Below are 20,151 nucleotides of genomic sequence, written 5' to 3' on the forward strand. Positions count from 1 at the left end.
GAAAGGATTTCCGATGTGCGGCATTGTGGGCCTGCACTTACGCAACCCCGACCTGCATCCCCAACTCGGCGAACTGGTGACCGGCATGTTGTGCGAGATGGGCGATCGCGGTAGCGACTCGGCCGGCGTCGCGGTCTACGGAGATCCGACGTGGTCGCCGCCCGGTCACGGCTGCGTGTCGCTGCTCGAGGTCGACGCGAGCCCGGACGAGGTCGCCGAGACGCTCGGCGTTTCGGTCACACAGCTCGACGAGACGTATCTCCTTACCGCACAGACCCCGTCGGAGGACATTCTGGCCGCCGCCGAGTCGGCGTATCCCGACGCTCTCGTCGCCGGATTCGGCGCCGACCTCGCGGTGCTCAAAGGCGTCGGCCATCCGCGGGTACTGACCGAACGCTGGGGACTCGCGAAGGCGCAGGGCTGGCAGGGCGTCGGGCACACCAGAATGGCGACCGAGTCGGCGGTGACACCCGCAGGGTGCCATCCGTACGCGGTGGGCCCCGAACAGTGCATGGTGCACAACGGATCGTTCGCCAACCACGCCACCATCCGCCGCGAGTTACGGGCAGCCGGAGTGTCATTCGACAGCGACAACGACACCGAAGTGGGTGCGCGCTTCATCGCCGATCAGCTGGCCAACGGTCGCGACGTCGAGGGGGCGTTGAAGGAGCTCTGCGCGGTATTCGACGGCTTCTACACACTGTTGGTATCCAACAGGGACTCGTTCGCCGTCGTTCGCGACGCCATCGCCTGTAAGCCCGCCGTCATCGCCGAGACCGACGACTGGGTCGCCATGGGCAGCGAATACCGTGCTCTGGCAGGCCTTCCCGGTGTGGAGACGGCCAAAATTTGGGAGCCCGAGCCGGAAGTGGTCTACGCATGGAGACGATGATCGCGTATGACCTGGCCACCACCGGTCTGCGCGAGGTCAACGCCGCGCTGCACGCCCCCGGCTTGTCGGGTGACTACGTCATCGCCCATCCCGACGGCGCACACAACGTCGCGGTCGGCTTGAACGCGCCGATACGGGTGACCATCGCGGGTCACGTCGGCTATTACGCCGCGGGCATGAACCAGCAGGCCCACGTGACGATCGACGGCAACGCCGGCACCGGCGTCGCCGAGAACATGATGAGCGGCACCGTCTGGGTCAAGGGCAGTGCATCCCAGTCCGCCGGTGCCACCGCGCACGGCGGACTCCTGGTCATCGAGGGAAAAGCAGCCGCCCGGTGCGGCATTTCGATGAAAGGTGTTGACATTGTGGTTGGTGGCGACGTCGGGCACATGAGCGCCTTCATGGCGCAGGCGGGCAGGCTCGTGGTGCGCGGCGACGCCGGTGAGGCGCTCGGGGACTCGATCTATGAGGCACGCATCTACGTCCGCGGCGACGTCGCATCGCTGGGCGCGGACTGCGTCGTCAAAGAGATGGGTCCTGAACACCATTCAGAGCTTGAATCGCTCTTGTCAGCGGCAGGTTTCACAGACGATACCGCCGCCTACACGCGCTACGGTTCGGCGCGGTCGCTGTACCACTTCCACGTCGACAACGCCACGGCCTACTGATGAGCCACACCCCCGATGACCGCGCCCGGCTGGGCCTGCGCGAATCCGCGACCTTCGACCGGTCGACGATCGCCGCCATCCACCGTGCCGCCGAGACCGGTATCTACGACATCCGCGGTTGGGGCGCCAAACGTTCGCTGCCGCATTTCGACGACCTGCTGTTCCTCGGGGCGTCGATGTCCCGCTACCCGCTGGAGGGCTACCGCGAACGGTGTGACACCGACGTGGTGCTCGGTGACCGCTGCGCCAAGTTCCCACTGCACCTCGACATTCCGATCACCATCGCGGGCATGTCCTTCGGAGCACTGTCCGGTCCGGCGAAGGAGGCACTCGGGCGCGGCGCCAGCAAGGTCGGCACCTCCACCACGACCGGCGACGGCGGGATGACTCCCGAGGAGCGAACGCAGAGCAAATTCCTCGTCTACCAATATCTTCCGTCCCGATACGGCATGAATCCCGACGACCTTCGCAAGGCGGATGCGATCGAGGTCGTTCTCGGGCAGGGCGCCAAGCCCGGCGGCGGTGGCATGTTGCTCGGACAGAAGATCTCGCCGCGCGTCGCGGCCATGCGCACCCTGCCCGAGGGCGTCGACCAACGCTCGGCGTGCCGCCATCCCGATTGGACCGGTCCCGATGATCTGACGATCAAAATCAACGAGCTGCGGGAGATCACCGACTGGGAGAAGCCGATTTATGTGAAGGTCGGTGCCACCCGCACCTATTACGACGTGAAACTCGCGGTGCACGCGGGAGCGGACGTCGTCGTGGTGGACGGCATGCAGGGTGGTACGGCGGCGACTCAGGAAGTCTTCATCGAGCACGTCGGAGTCCCGACGCTGGCGGCGGTCCCGCAAGCGGTGCAGGCGCTGCAGGAGCTCGGGGTTCATCGAAGAGTGCAGTTGATCGTATCGGGCGGCATCCGCACCGGCGCCGACGTGGCCAAAGCACTTGCCCTGGGAGCCGACGCGGTCGCGATCGGCACCGCCGCGTTGATCGCGTTGGGCGACAACCACCCTCGCTACTCCGCCGACTACGAAAAGCTCGGCAGCGCCGCGGGGTTCTTTGACGACTTCCAGGACGGCACCGACCCGGCGGGGATCAGCACCCAGGATCCGGAGCTTGCATCGCGGTTCGACCCCGTCGAGGGTGGTCGGCGCCTGGCCAACTACCTGCGGGTGCTCACCATGGAGGCCCAGACCATTGCGCGTGCATGCGGCAAGTCCCACGTGTGCCATCTGGAACCGGAGGATCTGGTGGCGGTCACGATCGAGGCGGCGGCGATGGCGCGCGTCCCGTTGGCGGGTACCGACTGGATTCCGGGTAAATGAGCACCGCGGATGTGGTGATCGTCGGCGGCGGCATCGAGGGTGCTGCGGCGGCCTGGTCGCTGTCACAACGGGGCATCACCAATGTCGTTGTGGCCGAACGCAGTACCGTCGGCGCCGGGATGACCGGCAAGTCCAGCGGCATTGTGCGCTGCCACTACGGCGTCAGCTCGCTGGCGGCGATGGCCACCGTCGGGCTGGAGGTCTTCGAGAAGTCGGACGAGATCTTCGGCACCGACATCGGATTCCGGCAGACCGGCTACGTCGTCGGAGTCGGCGATCCAGACACCGACTCGCTGCGTAAGAGCCTTGCCGCGCAGCGAGCAGTGGGCGTTCAGACCGAGGAGATCGACGCCGCCGATGTCGCCCGGCTGTGGCCGCACGCGGACCTCACGCCGTTCGGGGCATTCGCGTGGGAGGCACGCGGCGGCTACGGCGACGCGTACCGGACAGCGCAGGCGTTCGCGACGTCGGCGCGCGCGACCGGGGTGCGGATTCTCCAGGGCGCCAACGTCACCGCATTGCTGACCGGCGGCGACAGAGTCGCCGGTGTTCGGTTGGCCGACGGATCGGAGATCTCCGCGGACACCGTCGTGGTGGCCACCGGCGTCTGGACGCCGGCCCTTCTGTCGCCGCACGGCATCGACGTGCCCATTCGCGTCATCCGCGAACAGCTCGTGACCATCGCGCCCGGTGTCGAGATCGGCAGCGTGCCGGTGTTCTCCGATCTGGTGTCACTGCAGTACATTCGCCCGGAACCCGGCGGTGAGCTGCTGTTCGGCAACAGCGATCTGTCCGACGTCGAGGACGCGAATCCCGACGACTACCTCAACCGCGCCACCGAGGCCTTCGTCGAGGACACCGTCGAGCGCGTTCAAACGAGATTCCCGCGCTTCACCGATGCGGCGATCACCGGCAGCTACGCCGGCTGCTACGACGTGACCCCGGACTGGAACCCGGTCATCAGCAAGACGGGGGTGGACGGGCTCGTCGTCGCCGCCGGCTTCAGCGGTCACGGGTTCAAGATCGCACCAGCGGTGGGACGGTTGATCGCCGATCTCGTCGTTGACGGCCGCAGCGCCGATCCCCGCATCCCCGACAGCGACTTCCGGCTGTCCCGGTTCAGCGAGGGCGACCTACTCACGAGCCCGTATCCGTATTCCGGTGCCGGACAGATGCGTTGACTCCCGGCTGACTCATGTCTGACATCCCGCTGCTCCGCAACAGGTCCGGCACGGCTCGCGACCGCGACCCGCACGCGCCGGTAGCAGAGCTCGAGCTAGAGGCCGCCATCGGGCGCAACGTCCGCCAACTGCGCCTGCAGCAGGGCCTCACGGTGGCCGAAATGGCCACTCAGGTCGGCATTTCGAAGGCGATGATGTCGAAGATCGAGAATGCCCAGACGTCGTGCAGCCTGAGCACGCTGGCGCTGTTGGCCAATGGTTTCGACATACCCGTCACCAGCCTGTTCCGGGGTGCGGACGTCGAGCGTCCTGCCTCATTCGTCAGCGCGGGCACGGGAGCACGCATCGTCCGCAACGGCACCAAGGAAGGCCACGAGTACCAGCTGTTGGGCTCGCTACGCGGTGAACACAAGCGCCTCGAGTGTCTGCACGTCACCCTGTCGGCGAAAAGCCAGACCTATCCCCTGTTCCAGCATCCGGGTACCGAGTTCATCTTCGTGCTCGAAGGGGTGATGGATTACAGCCACAGCCGCACGGTGTACCGGCTGAACCCGGGCGACTCGCTGCAGTTCGACGGCGAAGGTGCGCACGGGCCGGTGGATCTGGTCGAGCTGCCGATCCGCTTCCTCTCGGTGATCGCGTTCCCCGATTCCCAGGTTTAGGTCCCAGCGACCTGCATTTTGTGGCGTGGCCGGGTGGGGAGTATGGTGACCAACGTGCAGCGGGTGCTCCTTCTCGGCAGCCGCGACGGGGTCTGATCAGACCGGCTTCCCGTCGCGGGTGTTTGCGATGCGCCGGTCGTGAGTCCATCAGACAACCCGGAGCCATATCGTGACCACCTTCTCAAGACCCGCACCAGATTCTCCTGACGCCTTCGCGTCCGTACGTGCCCTGACCACGCCGTCGGGCCCACCGAACCCCGGCCAGCCCGCCTGGAACACCCAGCGCGGCTCGTCGATGCCCGTCGGCCGGTACCGCCCCTTCGCTGAGGAAGTGCCCGGCGGAGTTCCGACCGGGGGGACAGCGTCGGTTCCGTTCGATCGCACCTGGCCCGACAAGATCGTCGACCGTGCGCCGATGTGGTGTGCCGTCGATCTGCGGGACGGCAACCAGGCCCTGATCGATCCGATGAGCCCGCAGCGCAAGCGCCGGATGTTCGACCTGCTGGTGCGGATGGGCTACAAGGAGATCGAGGTCGGATTCCCGTCGGCCAGCCAGACCGACTTCGACTTCGTCCGCGAGATCATCGCTGAGGGCGCGATCCCCGACGACGTCACCATCCAGGTCCTCACCCAGTGCCGGCCCGAGCTGATCACGCGGACCTTCGAGGCGTGCGAGGGTGCGCCAAGGGCGATCGTGCACTTCTACAACTCGACGTCGATCCTGCAGCGACGCGTCGTGTTCCGCGCCGACCGGGAAGCGGTCAAGTCGATCGCGACCGACGGCGCAAGACTGTGCGTCGAGGAGGCCAAGAAGTACCCCGGCACACTCTGGCGTTACGAGTACAGCCCGGAGTCCTACACCGGTACCGAGCTGGAGTACGCCGTCGACGTGTGCAACGCCGTCGCCGAGATCATCAAGCCCACCCCCGACGTGCCGCTGATCGTGAACCTGCCCGCGACCGTCGAGATGGCCACCCCGAACGTGTACGCCGACTCGATCGAGTGGATGAACAGGCACCTGTCCCCGCGCGACTCCATCATCCTGAGCCTGCACCCGCACAACGACCGCGGAACCGCCGTCGCCGCAGCCGAATTGGGTTACCAAGCCGGCGCCGACCGGATCGAGGGCTGCCTGTTCGGCAACGGTGAGCGCACCGGCAACGTCTGCCTCGTCACACTGGGCCTGAACCTGTTCTCCCGAGGCATCGACCCGCAGATCGACTTCTCGAACATCGACGAGATCCGTCGCACGGTCGAGTACTGCAACCAGCTGCCGGTGCACGAACGCCACCCCTATGGCGGCGATCTCGTGTACACCGCCTTCTCCGGCAGCCATCAGGACGCGATCAACAAGGGTCTGGATGCCATGAAGGTGTCGGCCGACGAGCAGGACGCCGATGTCGATGACATCCTGTGGCAGGTTCCCTATCTGCCGATCGATCCGCGCGATGTCGGCCGCACCTATGAGGCTGTCATCCGGGTGAATTCGCAGTCAGGCAAGGGCGGCGTCGCCTACATCATGAAGGCCGACCACGGTCTGGCCCTGCCCCGGCGACTGCAGATCGAGTTCTCCCAGGCGATTCAGAAGATCACCGACGGGGAGGGCGGCGAGGTCTCGCCGAAGGAGATGTGGGACGTCTTCGCCGAGGAGTACCTGAGCCCGCGCAAGCCGCTCGAACGCATCCGGCAGAAGGTCATCGCCTCCGAGGTCGACGGTGGCACCGACACCATCGAGGCGGTGGTGAAGGTCGACGGCGTGGAGCGCGAGATCGTCGGCGCGGGCAACGGTCCGCTCGCCGCGTTCGTGGATGCGTTGGGCGCCATCGGGTTCGACGTATCCGTGCTGGACTATTCCGAGCACGCTCTCTCGGCGGGTGAGGAAGCCCAGGCCGCGGCCTATGTTGAGGCTTCGATCGGCGGCAAGACCGTGTGGGGTGTCGGCATCGCGACGTCCATCACGACCGCATCGCTGCGCGCAGTGGTGTCGGCGGTCAACCGTGCGACTCGCTAGGCCCTAGAAGAGCGCGAACTGGTCGCCGGCCAGCGTGACATCGGTGAATTCCTCGATGGTGCTGCCGCCGACCACGGCGTCGAGCCGGCTCAGGAAATCAGTGTCGGTGATGAACGGAACGCCCAGCTCACGGGCCTGGAAGCCCTTACCCTGCTCGGGTCGGGTCTCGTTACAGATGATGAGGGAGGTCTCGGAGTCCACGTTGTCCGTATAGGACAGCCCGGCATGCACAATCCGCTCGACGAGCTCCTCGTGAGTGCGCTCGACCTCGGCCGCCAGTGCCACCCGCATCCCCTGAACCAGCGGCCTGCCCTCGACGAACCGGCCCGGGTTGACGTACGGGCATGGCAGCCGTGCGGCCATCATCTTCAGCGGCCGCAGCTCCTCGTGTGTCACCTGGCCGTTGGGCCACTCGCGCCGCGACAGCGGGCGAACGGGCAGCCACACCTTGCGTTCCCGCGCACGCACCAGGACCGGCTTGAGAATCTGCGCGAGCACCATCGCGTCGTCGAGCGCGTCGTGGGGCTTCAGCTGCGTGATACCCCAGTGCGCGGCAAGGGTCTCCAGCCGCAGGTTCTCGGTGCCCAACTCGAGGCGGCGGGTGAGTTCGACGGTGCACATCGCGGTGTCGATGGGCAGTACCGCGTCGACCATCTCGGCCTCAGCGGTCAGGAACGAGTAGTCGAACCCCACGTTGTGCGCCACCAGGGTGCGGCCACGCAGCAGCTCGACCAGATCGCCGACGATGTCGCCGAAGCACGGCTGGCCTTCGAGCATCTCGGCGGTCAAACCGTGGACATGGGTTGGGCCGGGATCGACCCGCGGATTGAGAAGCGTGTAGAGGCTCTGTTCGACGTTGCCGTCGTCACCGAGAGCCAGCGCCGCGATGCTGATGACACGAGCGTGTCCCGGATGGAAACCCGAGGTCTCCACGTCGACGACGGCCCAGCCTGCGCCATCGTCGGTCGCGGGGCGACCCCAGCACTGACTCACAAATTCGAGGATGGCACGGACGGGTGACATCGCCGGTGCGCTCACTCAGCGTGTCGGCTCCTAGACTGCCGGGGATGGTCACGATTCGCGGACGTGCAGCGCTGACGGCGGGCGCCGGCGCGCGCTGGGCGTCGCGCGTCACCGGCCGTGGTGCAGGCGCGATGATCGGCGGCCTGGTCGCGATGACGCTGGACAGATCGCTCCTGCGTCAGCTCGGCGAGGGCCGTCGCACCACGATCGTCACCGGCACCAATGGCAAGTCCACGACCACGCGAATGACCGCCGCGGCGCTGGGAACGCTGGGACCGGTCGCGACCAACGCCGAGGGCGCGAACATGGACGCTGGCTTGGTCGCAGCACTCGCCGGCACGCGGGACGCGTCGCTGGCCGCCCTCGAAGTCGACGAGATGCACGTCCCGCATGTGGCCGACGCCCTGGATCCCGCGGTGATCGTGCTGCTGAATTTGTCGCGAGATCAGCTCGATCGCGTCGGTGAGATCAATCACATCGAACGCACGCTGCGGGCCGGTCTGGCGCGTCATCCGTCGACGGTCGTCGTCGCGAATTGCGACGACGTGTTGATGACGTCGGCCGCATACGACAGCGGAAATGTGGTGTGGGTCGCGGCAGGCGGTGGGTGGGCCAACGATTCGGTGAGCTGCCCGCGCTCGGGTGAGATCATCGTGCGCGACGGCGCCCACTGGTATTCGACGGGAACTGATTTCAAACGGCCAGAGCCGCAGTGGTCTTACGATGACACGCACATTCACGGGCCCGACGGACTGTCGCTGCCCATGCAGCTGGCGCTCCCGGGGAACATCAACCGCGGCAACGCCACTCAGGCGGTCGCCGCCGCGGTGACGGTGGGCGCGGATCCAGCGGCCGCCGTTGCGGCGGTATCGCGTGTCGACGAGGTCGCCGGGCGGTACAGCACGGTGCAGCTGGGTCAGCATTCGGTGCGCATGCTGCTGGCGAAGAATCCGGCGGGCTGGCAGGAGGCGTTGTCGATGGTCGACACCGACGCCGGCTCAGTGGTGATCTCGGTGAACGGTCAGGTGCCCGACGGGGAGGACCTGTCATGGCTGTGGGACGTCAACTTCGAGCATTTCGTGAACCACCCGGTGGTGGCCGCAGGAGAGCGCGGTACCGATCTGGCGGTGCGCCTCGGTTATGCGGGTGTCGAACACACGTTGGTGCACAACGCTGTTGAGGCGATCACGTCGTGTCCACCGGGGCATGTCGAAGTGGTCGCCAACTACACCGCGTTCCTACAGTTGCAACGGGTCCTGGCGCGTCATGGGTGAGTCGACGGTGCGAATCGGGTTGGTGCTGCCCGATGTGATGGGAACGTATGGTGACGGCGGCAATTCGGTGGTGTTGCGCCAACGCCTGCGCTTACGGGGCTTCGATGCGGAGATCGTCGAGATCACCCTCGCAGACCCGGTGCCTGCCGAGCTGGATCTGTACACCCTCGGCGGAGCCGAGGATTACGCGCAGCGGCTGGCTACTAAGCACTTGATCCGTTACCCCGGTTTGCAGCAGGCCGCGGAGCGGGGCGCACCGGTGCTGGCGATCTGCGCGGCGATCCAGGTGCTGGGCCACTGGTATGAGACGTCGTCGGGCGAGCGCGTCGACGGGGTGGGGATGCTCGATGTCACGACGTCGCCGCAGGACAGCCGGACGATCGGCGAGGTGGTGTCGCAGCCCCTGCTGCCGGAACTGACGGAGCGGTTGACGGGGTTCGAGAATCACCGCGGCGGAACGGTTTTGGGGTCCGCAGCGCGCCCGTTGGCTCGGGTGGTCAGCGGGGCGGGCAACCGTGCCGGCGATGGCATCGACGGCGCGGTGCAGGGCAGCGTCGTCGCGACGTATCTGCACGGGCCGTGCCTGGCCCGCAATCCTCAGCTCGCGGACCATCTGCTGTCGCGCGTGGTCGGCGAGCTGCCGCCGCTGGAGATCGGCGAGGTCGCGCAGTTGCGTAAGGAGCGACTGGCGGCCCCCCGCCGGGTCTAGGCGGCGACGCGGTCGGTGTCCACGAAGCAGCCGCGCGCGGCGAGCGCCGCCTCGACCCGTGCGATCACATCCTGCGGCTTGTCCTCGGCGATCACGCGGATGACGATCCAGCCGAGCGCCTCGAGCATGCGTAGCCTCGCGATGTCCTTCACGTATTGGCGACGATCCTTTCGATGGTGATCCCCGTCGTACTCGACCGCGACCTGGAGTTCGGGCCAGCCCATGTCGAGCCACGCCACCGGAGTGACGCCACGCACGACGGGTATCTGCGTCTCCGGTCGGGGAAACCCCGCGTCCAACAACAACAGTCGGATCCGTGATTCCCTCGGCGAGGCCGCGCCGCCGTCGACGAGCGGAAGCAACTCGCGTAGCTGCCGCGTCCCACGGCTGTGCGGGTACCTTTCACTCAGCGCCAGCACGTCATCGATCTGAAAGCGCTGATTCCACATCAACGCGTCGAGCCGCGCGAGCGCGTCGCCACGTTCCAGGTGCCTGCCGAGGTCGAAAGCCGTTCGGACGCGCGTAGTCACGGGCAGGCCCGATACCCTCGTGATTTCGTCGGCGGAAATGCGTTCGGACCTCGGGATCAGGCCTTCCTGCGGCTGACTCTTGACGCCCAGCACCTCGATCGGCTCGGCGAGGTCGACCCACGGTGCCCCGTGTAACGCTGAGGCCGCCACACCAGCGACGACACCCTTACGGCGCGTCGCCAGCCATGCGCCTATCGCCCGGTCACGCAGCGATGGCTCGACGCCCTTCTCGATATACACGCCTCGGTACAGCGTTGTGTACCAACGCCGAAGCCCGTGGCGGGTGACCACGCCCGCCGCCAATGCTTCCCCGCCAAGCAGAATTTCAGCCATGGCTTCATGTTGCTCTGCCCCACTGACACCGTCACGAAAGTCGACTTTTGTAGGAAAAGTGCGAGTGCACGTCTACAAAACTCGGATTTGGGCGTCAGAAGGCGCGGCGAACTCAGGCCATTGCGCGTCGACCGGCGAGCGCGCGGCCCAGCGTCAGCTCATCCGCGAACTCCAGGTCACCACCCATCGGGAGCCCGGAGGCGATACGCGTCACCGTGAGACCCGGGATGTCGCGCAACATCCGGACGAGATACGTCGCTGTGGCCTCGCCCTCGGTGTTCGGATCGGTCGCGATGATCACCTCGGTGATGTCCACGCCGTCGACCCGTTCGCCAATCCTGTTCAGCAGCTCGCGAATTCGCAGCTGTTCCGGCCCGATTCCGGACAACGGGTCAAGCGCACCGCCGAGCACGTGATAGCGGCCGCGGAACTCACGGGTGCGTTCGACGGCCTGCACATCCTTGGGTTCCTCGACGACGCACACTATCGAGCCGTCGCGTCGCGAGTCAGAACATATCCGGCACCGCTCGTCGTCGGACACATTGCCGCACACCGCGCAGAAGGTGACCCCGTCGCGGATACGGTTCAAGACCGCGGTCATCCGGTCGATCTGCGGCGGCTCGACGGACAGCAGATGGAATGCGATCCGTTGCGCGCTCTTCGGCCCGATGCCCGGCAGCTTGCCGAGCTCGTCGATCAGATCCTGGACCGGTCCCTCGAACAAGTCAGAGTCCTGGCAGTCCCATGTCGCCCATGCCGCCGGCGAGAGGGCCCAGGCGATCGTGGGCGAGAATCGTCACCTGTTTGGACGCATCGGCGATCGCGCCGACGACGAGGTCCTGCAGCGTCTCGATGTCCTGCGGGTCCACGACCTTGGGGTCGATCCGGACCGCGATCACCTCGCCGCTGCCCTTCATGGTGACCTGCACCAGGCCGCCACCCGCTTGACCGTTGACCTCGGCTGCGGCCAGCGCCGCCTGCGCCTCCATCAACTGCTGCTGCACCTGCTGCGCCTGAGCCAGAAGAGCGGACATATCGGGCTGGCCACCACTGCCGGGTTGCATGACGATCCCCTTGCGTATTGGTCTCGACTCGGTTGCGTCGTCGCGTTGGGGTTTCAGCCTAGTCGGGGTCAGCGCTACGGTGGCGCCCGTGCATCCCCGCCTGCGTGTCGGTGCCACCAGAACTCTGCGCTCCTGCGCCGCGGTGGCGACCGGACTCCTCATCGCCGCATCGACGCTTGTCAGCCCCGCATCCGCAGCGCCGGCCAACATCGCCGGCAAGATCGTCTTCCTCGACCCCGGTCACAACGCCGTCAACGACTCGTCCATCAGCCGCCAGGTGCCCACCGGCCGCGGCGGTACCAAGGATTGCCAGGCCAGCGGTACGTCGACCGACGACGGCTATGCCGAGCATGCCTTCGCTTGGGAGACCACACTGCGCATCCGCCAGGCACTGACCGCGCTCGGAGTGCGCACCGCGATGTCACGCGGCGACGATGCCAGTGCGGGTCCCTGCGTCGACGAACGCGCGGCGATGGCCAACTCCCTGCGCCCCGACGCGGTCATCAGCATCCACGCCGACGGCGGGCCCGCCAGCGGTCGCGGCTTCCACGTCCTTTACTCGTCCCCACCGCTCAACGACGTGCAGGCCGGGCCTTCGGTGCGACTGGCCACGATCATGAAGGACCAGTTGCAGGCATCAGGCCTGGTGCCGTCCACCTACATCGGTACCGGCGGCCTGAATCCGCGGTCGGACATCGCGGGGCTCAATCTGGCGCAGTTCCCGTCGGTCCTGGTCGAGCTCGGCAACATGAAGAACCCGGCCGATTCGGCGCTGATGAAGACACCCGAGGGGCGGCAGAAGTACGCCGACGCCGTGGTGCGCGGGATCGCCGGCTTCCTCGGCTCCAGCTAGCGGCCCTAGCCCTCCACCTGCTTCTTGAGGTTCTCCAGCACCTGGGCCTGGATTTTGCGCAGGCCCAGCGGCGCGAACGTCTTCTCGAAGAAGCCGCCGATGCCACCGGCGCCCTTCCATGAGGTCTTGACGGTCACCGACGAGCCCTCCCCTGCCGGGGAAACCGTCCAGTTCGTGATCATCGTCGAGTTGGCGTCTTTCTCGATCACCGTGTGACCTGCGACGTCGATGCTGGCCTTCACGTCACGCACTCGTGATTTCGTGGCCTGCAGCTTCCACGACGCCACGGTGCCCGCGCCCTGCCCGCCCTCGAGCACCCGGTATTCGCTGTAGTGCGGCGAGAGAATCCGGGGGCGCACGGTCGCATAGTCGGCGACGGCCGCCAGTACCGCCTCCGGCGCGGCGGCGATCTCGACGGTGCTGGACGCGCTGACCTGTCCCATCGGTGCAACTCCTAGGTAGGGGTGATCACAGTCGGTGCGGTCGCATCACCTGCGACCGCGGACTAGCGTATATCTGTGTCAGTGGTGGATACCGACGCACGTTCTGCTCACTCCGCAGGGGTAGAGCGGCTACTGGCCAGCTACCGGGCGATTCCCCCGAACGCGACGGTCCGACTGGCCAAACCCACGTCGAACCTCTTCCGGGCCCGGGCCAAGACGTCGACCAAGGGTCTGGACGTCTCGGGCCTCGGCGGGGTCATCGCGGTCGATCCCGAGAACCGGACCGCGGACGTCGCGGGCATGTGCACGTACGAGGACCTGGTGGCGGCAACGCTGCCCTACGGGCTGGCGCCGCTCGTGGTGCCGCAGCTCAAGACGATCACGCTCGGCGGGGCGGTCACCGGCCTCGGTATCGAGTCGACATCGTTCCGCAACGGCCTGCCACACGAATCGGTGCTGGAGATGGACATCCTCACCGGCACTGGCGACCTCGTGACCGCCTCCGCCACCGAGAATCAGGATCTTTTCCGGACATTCCCGAATTCCTATGGCACGCTGGGATATTCGGTCCGCATCAAGATCGAGCTGGAGCCGGTGAAGCCGTTCGTCGAGCTGCGTCATCTGCGGTTCAACGCGTTGACAGACCTGTTTGCGGCAATGGACCGCATCGTCGAAACCGGAGGCCACCCAGACATCGCGGTCGGCAAGCCCGTCGACTACCTCGACGGTGTCGTGTTCTCGGCCGACGAGAGCTACCTGGTACTCGGATACCAGACCGGCACTCCGGGTCCCGTGAGCGACTACACCGGCCAGCAGATCTACTACCGGTCCATCCAACACCCCGAGGGCGAAAAGCACGACCGCCTGACGATCCACGACTACCTGTGGCGCTGGGATACCGACTGGTTCTGGTGCTCAAGGGCATTCGGCGCCCAGGATCCGCTCATCCGCCGGTTCTGGCCGCGGCGCTACCGGCGCAGCAGCGTCTACTGGAAGCTGATCGGCTACGACCAGCGTTTCAACATCGCCGACAGGATCGAAAAGCGCAACGGCCGACCACCATTGGAACGCGTCGTGCAGGACATCGAGGTCCCTTTGTCCCGCGCAGAAGAGTTCGTCGACTGGTTCCTGACCAACGTGCCGATCGAGCCGATCTGGTTGTGCCCGTTGCGGCTCCGTGGCGACACCACCTGGCCGCTGTACCCGATCCGCGCCCACAGCACCTACGTCAACGTCGGGTTCTGGTCGTCGGTACCGGTGGGTCCGACCGAAGGACATACGAATAGATTGATCGAACGCAAGGTCAGCGAGCTGGATGGTCACAAATCGCTGTATTCCGATGCGTACTACAGCCCGGAAGAGTTCGACGAACTCTATGGTGGAGAAACCTACAAGACCGTCAAAAAGACCTACGACCCCGACTCGAGACTCCTCGACCTGTATGCAAAGGCGGTGCAACGACGATGACCACGTTCAAAGAACATTCGACACAAGCGCCAGCCGGAAGACTCACGCTGGCAGAGATCCTGGAGATCTTCGCCTCGGGTCAGATTCCGCTGAAGTTCACCGCCTACGACGGCAGTTCGGCCGGACCCGAGGACGCCACGCTGGGCCTCGACCTGTTGACGCCGCGCGGCACGACGTATCTCGCGACCGCTCCCGGTGAGCTCGGGCTCGCGCGCGCATACGTGGCGGGCGACCTCAGACCGCTCGGCGTCCATCCGGCGGATCCCTACGACCTGCTCATGGCGCTGGCCGACAAGCTCGATTTCAGGCTTCCGCCGCCGCGGGTGCTTGCCAACATCGTGCGCACCATCGGCATCGAGCATCTGAAACCGATCGCCCCGCCGCCCCAGGAAGCACTGCCGCGCTGGCGTCGTGTCATGGAAGGGTTGCGGCACAGCAAGACTCGCGACGCCGAGGCCATTCATCACCACTACGACGTCTCGAACAAGTTCTACGAGTGGGTGCTCGGTCCGTCGATGACCTACACCTGCGCCTGCTATCCGGATGCCGACGCCACTTTGGAGGAGGCACAGGAGAACAAGTACCGGCTGGTGTTCGAGAAGCTGCGGCTGCAGCCCGGTGATCGACTGCTCGACGTGGGCTGCGGATGGGGCGGCATGGTCCGGTACGCCGCGCGGCACGGGGTGAAGGCGATCGGCGTCACGCTCTCCAAGGAGCAGGCGGAGTGGGCACGGAACGCGATTGACGAGCAGGGTCTGTCGGATCTCGCCGAGGTGCGCCACGGCGACTACCGCGATATCCGGGAATCAGGGTTCGACGCGGTCTCGTCGATCGGGCTCACCGAGCACATCGGCGTGCAGAACTATCCGGCGTACTTCCGGTTCCTCCAGTCGAAGATGCGTGTCGGCGCGCTGCTGCTCAACCACTGCATCACCCGCCATGACAACCGAACCGGCGCCAACGCAGGCGGTTTCATCGACCGCTACGTCTTTCCCGACGGGGAGCTCACCGGTTCGGGCCGCATCATCACCGAGGCGCAGGACGTCGGCCTCGAGGTGGTGCACGAGGAGAACCTGCGCCACCACTACGCGCTGACGCTGCGGGATTGGTGCCGCAACCTCGAAGAGCACTGGGACGAGGCCGTCGAAGAGGTCGGACTCCCCACCGCGAAGGTGTGGGGCCTGTACATGGCCGGTTCCCGAGTGGGCTTCGAGACGAATATCATTCAGCTGCACCAGGTTCTGGCAGTCAAGCTGGACGCGCGCGGGAACGACGGCGGGCTGCCGTTGCGCCCGTGGTGGACGCCCTAGGGCCTAGCCGCCGTCGATGCGGCGGGCGCCGAGTTCGTTCTGAAGAAGCTCCAGCGCCACCTCTTCCGGGTCGCGCCGCGGTGTGTCGGATGTGTCGTTGCCCGCCTCGGCGAGCATGCTCTCCTCGTCGTCGACATCGATCGGTGGCGGCGGCCCAGGCGCGGCAGCAGGCTTCTTCTCCGGCTCGGCGGCGGGCGGCGGACCCGGCGGGCCTACCTCGCATCGGATCTTCCAGTCGACACCCAGTGCGTCCTTCAGCGCCTCGCGGATGACATCGGAGTTGCGCTGTTCGGTCAGCCGTTTGGCCAGGGGTGCGGACTCGTGGCTGAGCACCAGGGTGTCGCCCTCGACGGAGCGGACGATCGCGCCGGCCAGCATCACTTCGGTGGTGCGGCTGCGTTGACGGACCTTCTCGCGCACCGTCGTCCACATGCTGCGCACCGCAGCGGCGTTCGGTTCACCGGTGACGGCCGCGGGTGGCGGCGCCGCTACGACGGGGTCGGCGGGCTGGCGCACCGGCGGAGGCGATGCCGGCTCCGGTTTCGGAGCGGAAACCGGCTCGGGCGGGGGGGTCGGCTCCGGCATCGGCTTGGGCTCGACGACGACCGTCGGCTCGAGCGCCGGCTTCAGCTCCGGTGCGGGCCTGGGGTCGACGTGTTCGGGCTCGCCGGCTGCTTCGGCGACGGGTTCCGGTGCGGCCTGGCTCTTGCGGCTGTACTTCGGCGCGCCACCGGGCAGCTCCCCCACCGGGATCGACATGTCCAGCCGGGTCTCGATGCGCTCGACGCGCTGCAACAACGCCGACTCGGTATCGCTGGCCGACGGCAACAGCAGCCGCGCGCACACGACCTCGAGCAACAGCCGGGGCACCGTCGCACCGCGCATCTCGCCCAGCCCGGCGTGCACCACCTCCGCGTAGCGGGTCAGCGTGGCGGTGCCGACCCGGGTCGCCTGATCGCGCATCCGCTCCAGCACGTCCTCGGGTCCGTCGACCACACCGCGGGCGACCGCGTCGGGAACCGCCTGCAGCACGATCAAATCGCGGAAACGTTCGAGCAGATCGGTGGCGAACCTCCGCGGGTCGTGGCCGGCGTCGATCACGCCCTCGACCGCCCCGAACAGCGCGGCGGCGTCGCCGGCCGCGAGCGCATCGATCGCATCGTCGATCAGCGCCACATCGGTGGCACCCAGCAGCGCCAGGGCCCGTGGATAACTGACCTGGTTACCGTCCGCACCCGCCAACAGTTGGTCGAGCACCGAGAGCGTGTCACGGGGCGATCCGGCGCCGGCACGGATGACGAGCGGGTACACCGCGTCGTCCACCGTCACCGTCTCCTGCGCGCAGATGCGCTCCAGCAGCGACCGCATGGTCCGCGGTGCCAACAACCGGAACGGGTAGTGATGGGTCCGCGAGCGAATGGTCGGCAGCACCTTCTCCGGCTCTGTCGTGGCGAACACGAAGATCAGATGTTCCGGCGGCTCCTCGACGATCTTCAGCAGCGCGTTGAAACCCGCCGTGGTGACCATGTGCGCTTCGTCGATGATGAAGATGCGGTACCTCGACTGCGCCGGAGCGTAGAACGCGCGATCGCGTAGCTCCCGGGTGTCGTCCACCCCGCCGTGGCTGGCCGCGTCCAGTTCGGTGACGTCGACGCTGCCACCGCCGTTGGGCGCGAGCGCCACGCAGGACGCGCAAACCCCACACGGTGTGGCCGTCGGCCCCTGCTCACAGTTCAACGACCGGGCCAGGATTCGCGCCGACGACGTCTTGCCGCACCCGCGCGGCCCGGAGAACAGATAGGCGTGGTTGATGCGCCCCGCTGTCAGCGCCGTGGACAGCGGTTCGGTGACGTGCTCCTGGCCGACCACGTCGGCGAAGGTCGCGGGTCTGTACTTGCGGTAGAGCGCCACGCTCAGCAGGCTACCGAGCGACTGTGACGAAAACCGGGCCGGATGAACACTTCAGTCCTTCAGCAACGCTTCGGTGGCCGAGAGCAGCGCGCAGGTCGCCAGGCCGTCCATCGCCTCGCGCAACTCGGGCAGCGGCGGGAATGACGGCGCGATCCGAATGTTCTTGTCCTCCGGATCTTTTCGGTACGGAAAGGTGGCGCCGGCCTCCGTGACCGCTATACCTGCATCCTTGGCAAGCGCGATGGTGCGGCGCGCGGTGCCCGGCAGCACATCCAGGCTCACGAAGTAGCCGCCCTTCGGCTCGGTCCACGACGCGATCTTGGACTCGCCGAGCCGGTCGGCCAGGATCTCCAGCACCGTGGCGAACTTGGGCGCCAGCAGTTCCTGATGACGCCGCATCTGCAGCCGCACGCCGTCGGCGTCGCCGAAGAACCGCAGATGCCGCAGCTGGTTCACCTTGTCCGGCCCGATCGACTTCTTGCCCGCGTACTGCAGATACCACGCGATGTTTCCCAGCGAGCCCCCAAAGAAGCTCACCCCGGCACCGGCGAACGTGATCTTCGACGTCGACGCGAAGACCAGCGGCCGGTTCGGATTCCCCGCCGCCTCGGCCAGTCCCAGGACGTCGATGTTCTGCGCGAAATCGTGGGTCAACGTGTGCACCGCGTACGCGTTGTCCCACATCAGCCGGAAATCGTTGGCAGCGGTGCGCATTTGAACCAGCCGCCGCACCTTCTCCCACGAAAAGGTCACGCCGGTCGGGTTCGAGTACACCGGAACACACCACATGCCCTTGATGCCCGGGTCGACAGCGACCAGCTCCTCGATCAGGTCGACGTCGGGGCCGTCCTCGTGCATGGGCACGGTGATCATCTCGATGCCCAGGGTCTCGGTGATCGCGAAGTGCCGGTCGTAGCCGGGCGCCGGGCAGAGGAATTTGACGTGCGGCTCATCCTTCCAGGGCCGCGGCGAATCGACGCCGCCGTGCAGCATCGAGAACGTCACGACGTCGTGCATGAACTCGAGGCTCGCGTTGTTGCCGGCGATCAGGTTCGGCACCCCGATCCCGAGTATCTCGCCGAAGATGGCCCGCAGCTCCGGCAGCCCGTGCAGGCCGCCGTAGTTGCGTGTGTCGGTGCCGTCGCCGTCCTTGAAGTCGGCCTGGCCGGGAAGGTTCAGCAGGCCGTTGGACAGGTCGAGCTGGGCGGCCGAGGGCTTACCCCTGGTCAGATCCAACTTGAGACCCTTGGCCTTGAGGTCGGCGTAATTGCGCGTCTGCAACTCGTGCTGTGCGCGAAGTTCCGCAGGGCCGAGCGACTGAAACGACACGAGGCGCCTTTCACTGGGAGCGGGTGGACCCCGGGAAAAGAGGGGGACCCCGCGCACCCGCCAGAGCCCATTGACCCTTGCTGCCTTCCGGCCCTGGGGGAGTTCACAGGATGGACGCCGCGCGGGGTCCAGCACGGAGTCTAATACCCGGCGCACATGTGACTCGACGGGCGCATCAGCGCGGTCGGCTACCATGACCGGCGGAGGATTCGCCTAGTGGCCTATGGCGCTCGCCTGGAACGCGGGTTGGGTTAATAGCCCTCAGGGGTTCAAATCCCCTATCCTCCGCGCTTTGGCCGGGGTGCGACCACATAGGAATTGACCTGGTCGCACCCCGGGCCAACCAACCTCGAGGAGGAGTATGCGGCGCTGGGTCGCGGTCTTGTGGCACGCCTCGTTCTCGTGTGTTGCCGCGGCCCTTTTTTTCGCCTTCGTCCTGCCGCGCTGGTGGGAACTGATGGGCACGACGTCGCACACCCTCGGCACCGTGATGCGCATCGTCACCGGCGTGCTGATCGGCTTGGCCGCGCTGCCGGTGGTCTTCACGCTGCTACGCACGCGACGGCCGGAGCTCCGCACGCCGCTGCTGGCCCTGCGGCTGCGGACGGCGTCGATCGTGCTGCACATCCTCGCCGGTGTGTTGGTCCTCGGCGCGGCGATCAGCGAGATCTGGCTCTCGCTGGACGACGCGGGTCAGTGGCTGTTCGGGATCTACGGTGCCGCCGCCGCGATCGCGCTGCTGGGAATTTTCTCGTTCTACCTGGCCGATGTCGCCGAGCTGCCACCACCGCCGCCGAAACCGCTGAAGCCCAAGACGCCGAGGCCGCGCCGCAGCCGCAAGAAGGACGCTGAGGACACGGAGTCCGCGGACGAGACGACAGCAGACGACACGACAGCAGACGAGACGTCCGAAGCGGAGACGTCCGAAGAGGACTCCGACGACAAGCCTGCTGAGGTCACCGCTGAGGCCGAAGCGCCCGAATCGACCGCAACCGAGCCCGAGCCTCCGGCCGACGAAGCAGACAAGGCCGACGAAAACGCGCCGGATACCGGGAAGGCGAACGGCAAATCCCCTGCTAACGGCACGTCCGAGAAGGCGGAGCCCACGCGGCGTCGACGTCGGCGCCTGCGTGGCGGCGTCGCGGTCGAAGATTAAAGAT

General features: G+C 66.7%; 19 protein-coding genes, 1 tRNA gene and 1 other RNA gene. 13 read left to right on the top strand and 8 right to left on the bottom strand.

The genetic code is table 11. From position 1 onward, the window contains the following. Positions 1 to 13: 13 nt before the first annotated feature. The 6 genes from G6N36_RS19480 to leuA all read left to right on the top strand — a co-directional run bounded on the left by G6N36_RS19480 (position 14) and on the right by leuA (position 6,745). On the top strand, positions 14 to 892 hold the full coding sequence (locus G6N36_RS19480) for a class II glutamine amidotransferase domain-containing protein (protein WP_163688531.1): 879 nt from the start codon (positions 14 to 16) through the stop codon (positions 890 to 892). Then, entirely contained in the window at positions 880 to 1,563 is a 684-nt protein-coding gene (locus G6N36_RS19485; RefSeq protein WP_163688532.1) for a GltB/FmdC/FwdC-like GXGXG domain-containing protein, read from the top strand. Before G6N36_RS19480 ends, G6N36_RS19485 begins: the two co-directional genes overlap by 13 nt. Next, positions 1,563 to 2,891 carry an FMN-binding glutamate synthase family protein gene (locus G6N36_RS19490; RefSeq protein ID WP_163688533.1) on the top strand — a complete coding sequence of 443 codons (1,329 nt, stop codon included), beginning with the start codon at positions 1,563 to 1,565 and terminating at the stop codon, positions 2,889 to 2,891. Before G6N36_RS19485 ends, G6N36_RS19490 begins: the two co-directional genes overlap by 1 nt. Continuing rightward, positions 2,888 to 4,072, top strand: a complete 1,185-nt coding sequence (locus tag G6N36_RS19495; RefSeq protein ID WP_163688534.1) for an NAD(P)/FAD-dependent oxidoreductase — start codon at positions 2,888 to 2,890, stop codon at positions 4,070 to 4,072. Before G6N36_RS19490 ends, G6N36_RS19495 begins: the two co-directional genes overlap by 4 nt. Before the next feature lie 14 nt (positions 4,073 to 4,086). Beyond that, entirely contained in the window at positions 4,087 to 4,734 is a 648-nt protein-coding gene (locus tag G6N36_RS19500; protein ID WP_083126319.1) for a helix-turn-helix domain-containing protein, read from the top strand. A gap of 169 nt (positions 4,735 to 4,903) precedes the next feature. Continuing rightward, a complete protein-coding gene (leuA, locus tag G6N36_RS19505; protein ID WP_163688535.1) occupies positions 4,904 to 6,745 on the top strand; it encodes a 2-isopropylmalate synthase in 1,842 nt (613 codons plus the stop codon). A gap of 3 nt (positions 6,746 to 6,748) precedes the next feature. On the opposite strand, the gene G6N36_RS19510 is transcribed toward leuA, so the two are convergent. Then, a complete protein-coding gene (locus G6N36_RS19510; RefSeq protein WP_163690770.1) occupies positions 6,749 to 7,768 on the bottom strand; it encodes a DEDDh family exonuclease in 1,020 nt (339 codons plus the stop codon). A gap of 44 nt (positions 7,769 to 7,812) precedes the next feature. Here G6N36_RS19510 and G6N36_RS19515 point away from each other — a divergent pair, with 44 nt between their 5' ends. Continuing rightward, positions 7,813 to 9,042, top strand: coding sequence for a Mur ligase family protein (locus G6N36_RS19515; protein WP_163688536.1), 1,230 nt, complete (start codon positions 7,813 to 7,815; stop codon positions 9,040 to 9,042). Then, positions 9,035 to 9,751, top strand: a complete 717-nt coding sequence (locus G6N36_RS19520) for a type 1 glutamine amidotransferase (protein ID WP_163688537.1) — start codon at positions 9,035 to 9,037, stop codon at positions 9,749 to 9,751. Before G6N36_RS19515 ends, G6N36_RS19520 begins: the two co-directional genes overlap by 8 nt. Here G6N36_RS19520 and G6N36_RS19525 read toward each other — a convergent pair. The 3 genes from G6N36_RS19525 to G6N36_RS19535 all read right to left on the bottom strand — a co-directional run bounded on the left by G6N36_RS19525 (position 9,748) and on the right by G6N36_RS19535 (position 11,678). Then, positions 9,748 to 10,614, bottom strand: coding sequence for a type IV toxin-antitoxin system AbiEi family antitoxin (locus G6N36_RS19525; RefSeq protein ID WP_163688538.1), 867 nt, complete (start codon positions 10,612 to 10,614; stop codon positions 9,748 to 9,750). The genes G6N36_RS19520 and G6N36_RS19525 overlap by 4 nt on opposite strands. 112 nt (positions 10,615 to 10,726) lie before the next feature. Beyond that, the gene (gene recR / locus G6N36_RS19530; protein ID WP_163688539.1) at positions 10,727 to 11,338 is read right to left on the bottom strand and encodes a recombination mediator RecR; all 612 of its coding nucleotides are present in this window, start codon (positions 11,336 to 11,338) and stop codon (positions 10,727 to 10,729) included. 1 nt (position 11,339) lies between these two features. After that, complete coding sequence (locus tag G6N36_RS19535) at positions 11,340 to 11,678, bottom strand: YbaB/EbfC family nucleoid-associated protein (RefSeq protein ID WP_083126326.1); 339 nt, start codon at positions 11,676 to 11,678, stop codon at positions 11,340 to 11,342. An 88-nt stretch (positions 11,679 to 11,766) separates the two neighbouring features. Between G6N36_RS19535 and G6N36_RS19540 the strand changes: the two genes are divergently transcribed. After that, the gene (locus G6N36_RS19540) at positions 11,767 to 12,531 is read left to right on the top strand and encodes an Rv3717 family N-acetylmuramoyl-L-alanine amidase (RefSeq protein ID WP_179964822.1); all 765 of its coding nucleotides are present in this window, start codon (positions 11,767 to 11,769) and stop codon (positions 12,529 to 12,531) included. A gap of 5 nt (positions 12,532 to 12,536) precedes the next feature. Here the strand turns inward: G6N36_RS19540 and G6N36_RS19545 are convergent, their stop codons facing one another. Continuing rightward, complete coding sequence (locus tag G6N36_RS19545; protein WP_163688540.1) at positions 12,537 to 12,974, bottom strand: SRPBCC family protein; 438 nt, start codon at positions 12,972 to 12,974, stop codon at positions 12,537 to 12,539. Between the two features lie 75 nt (positions 12,975 to 13,049). Between G6N36_RS19545 and G6N36_RS19550 the strand changes: the two genes are divergently transcribed. Both G6N36_RS19550 and G6N36_RS19555 read left to right on the top strand, forming a co-directional pair. After that, positions 13,050 to 14,441: an FAD-binding oxidoreductase gene (locus tag G6N36_RS19550; RefSeq protein WP_163688541.1), complete on the top strand. Its 1,392-nt coding sequence runs from the start codon at positions 13,050 to 13,052 to the stop codon at positions 14,439 to 14,441. Further along, positions 14,438 to 15,751 (top strand): class I SAM-dependent methyltransferase, encoded by a 1,314-nt coding sequence (locus G6N36_RS19555; protein WP_163688542.1) that lies wholly within the window; start codon positions 14,438 to 14,440, stop codon positions 15,749 to 15,751. The genes G6N36_RS19550 and G6N36_RS19555 overlap by 4 nt, the downstream gene beginning before the upstream one ends. A 3-nt stretch (positions 15,752 to 15,754) precedes the next feature. Here the strand turns inward: G6N36_RS19555 and G6N36_RS19560 are convergent, their stop codons facing one another. From G6N36_RS19560 to ffs, 3 genes are all read right to left on the bottom strand, one after another. After that, positions 15,755 to 17,662: a DNA polymerase III subunits gamma/tau gene (locus G6N36_RS19560; RefSeq protein WP_163688543.1), complete on the bottom strand. Its 1,908-nt coding sequence runs from the start codon at positions 17,660 to 17,662 to the stop codon at positions 15,755 to 15,757. Between the two features lie 51 nt (positions 17,663 to 17,713). Next, positions 17,714 to 18,991 carry an aspartate aminotransferase type Ic gene (locus tag G6N36_RS19565; RefSeq protein WP_163688544.1) on the bottom strand — a complete coding sequence of 426 codons (1,278 nt, stop codon included), beginning with the start codon at positions 18,989 to 18,991 and terminating at the stop codon, positions 17,714 to 17,716. 37 nt (positions 18,992 to 19,028) lie between these two features. Continuing rightward, an RNA gene (ffs, locus tag G6N36_RS19570) (signal recognition particle sRNA small type) lies at positions 19,029 to 19,125 on the bottom strand. Positions 19,126 to 19,193: 68 nt separating this feature from the next. On the opposite strand from ffs, the gene G6N36_RS19575 reads away from it, so the two are divergent. Both G6N36_RS19575 and G6N36_RS19580 read left to right on the top strand, forming a co-directional pair. Beyond that, a tRNA-Ser gene (locus G6N36_RS19575) sits at positions 19,194 to 19,279 on the top strand. 73 nt (positions 19,280 to 19,352) lie between these two features. After that, complete coding sequence (locus G6N36_RS19580; RefSeq protein WP_163688545.1) at positions 19,353 to 20,147, top strand: lipid uptake coordinator LucA; 795 nt, start codon at positions 19,353 to 19,355, stop codon at positions 20,145 to 20,147. Positions 20,148 to 20,151: the final 4 nt, after the last annotated feature.

Source organism: Mycolicibacterium gadium (genome assembly GCF_010728925.1).
In the GTDB taxonomy this organism is placed as follows: Bacteria; Actinomycetota; Actinomycetes; order Mycobacteriales; family Mycobacteriaceae; genus Mycobacterium; species Mycobacterium gadium.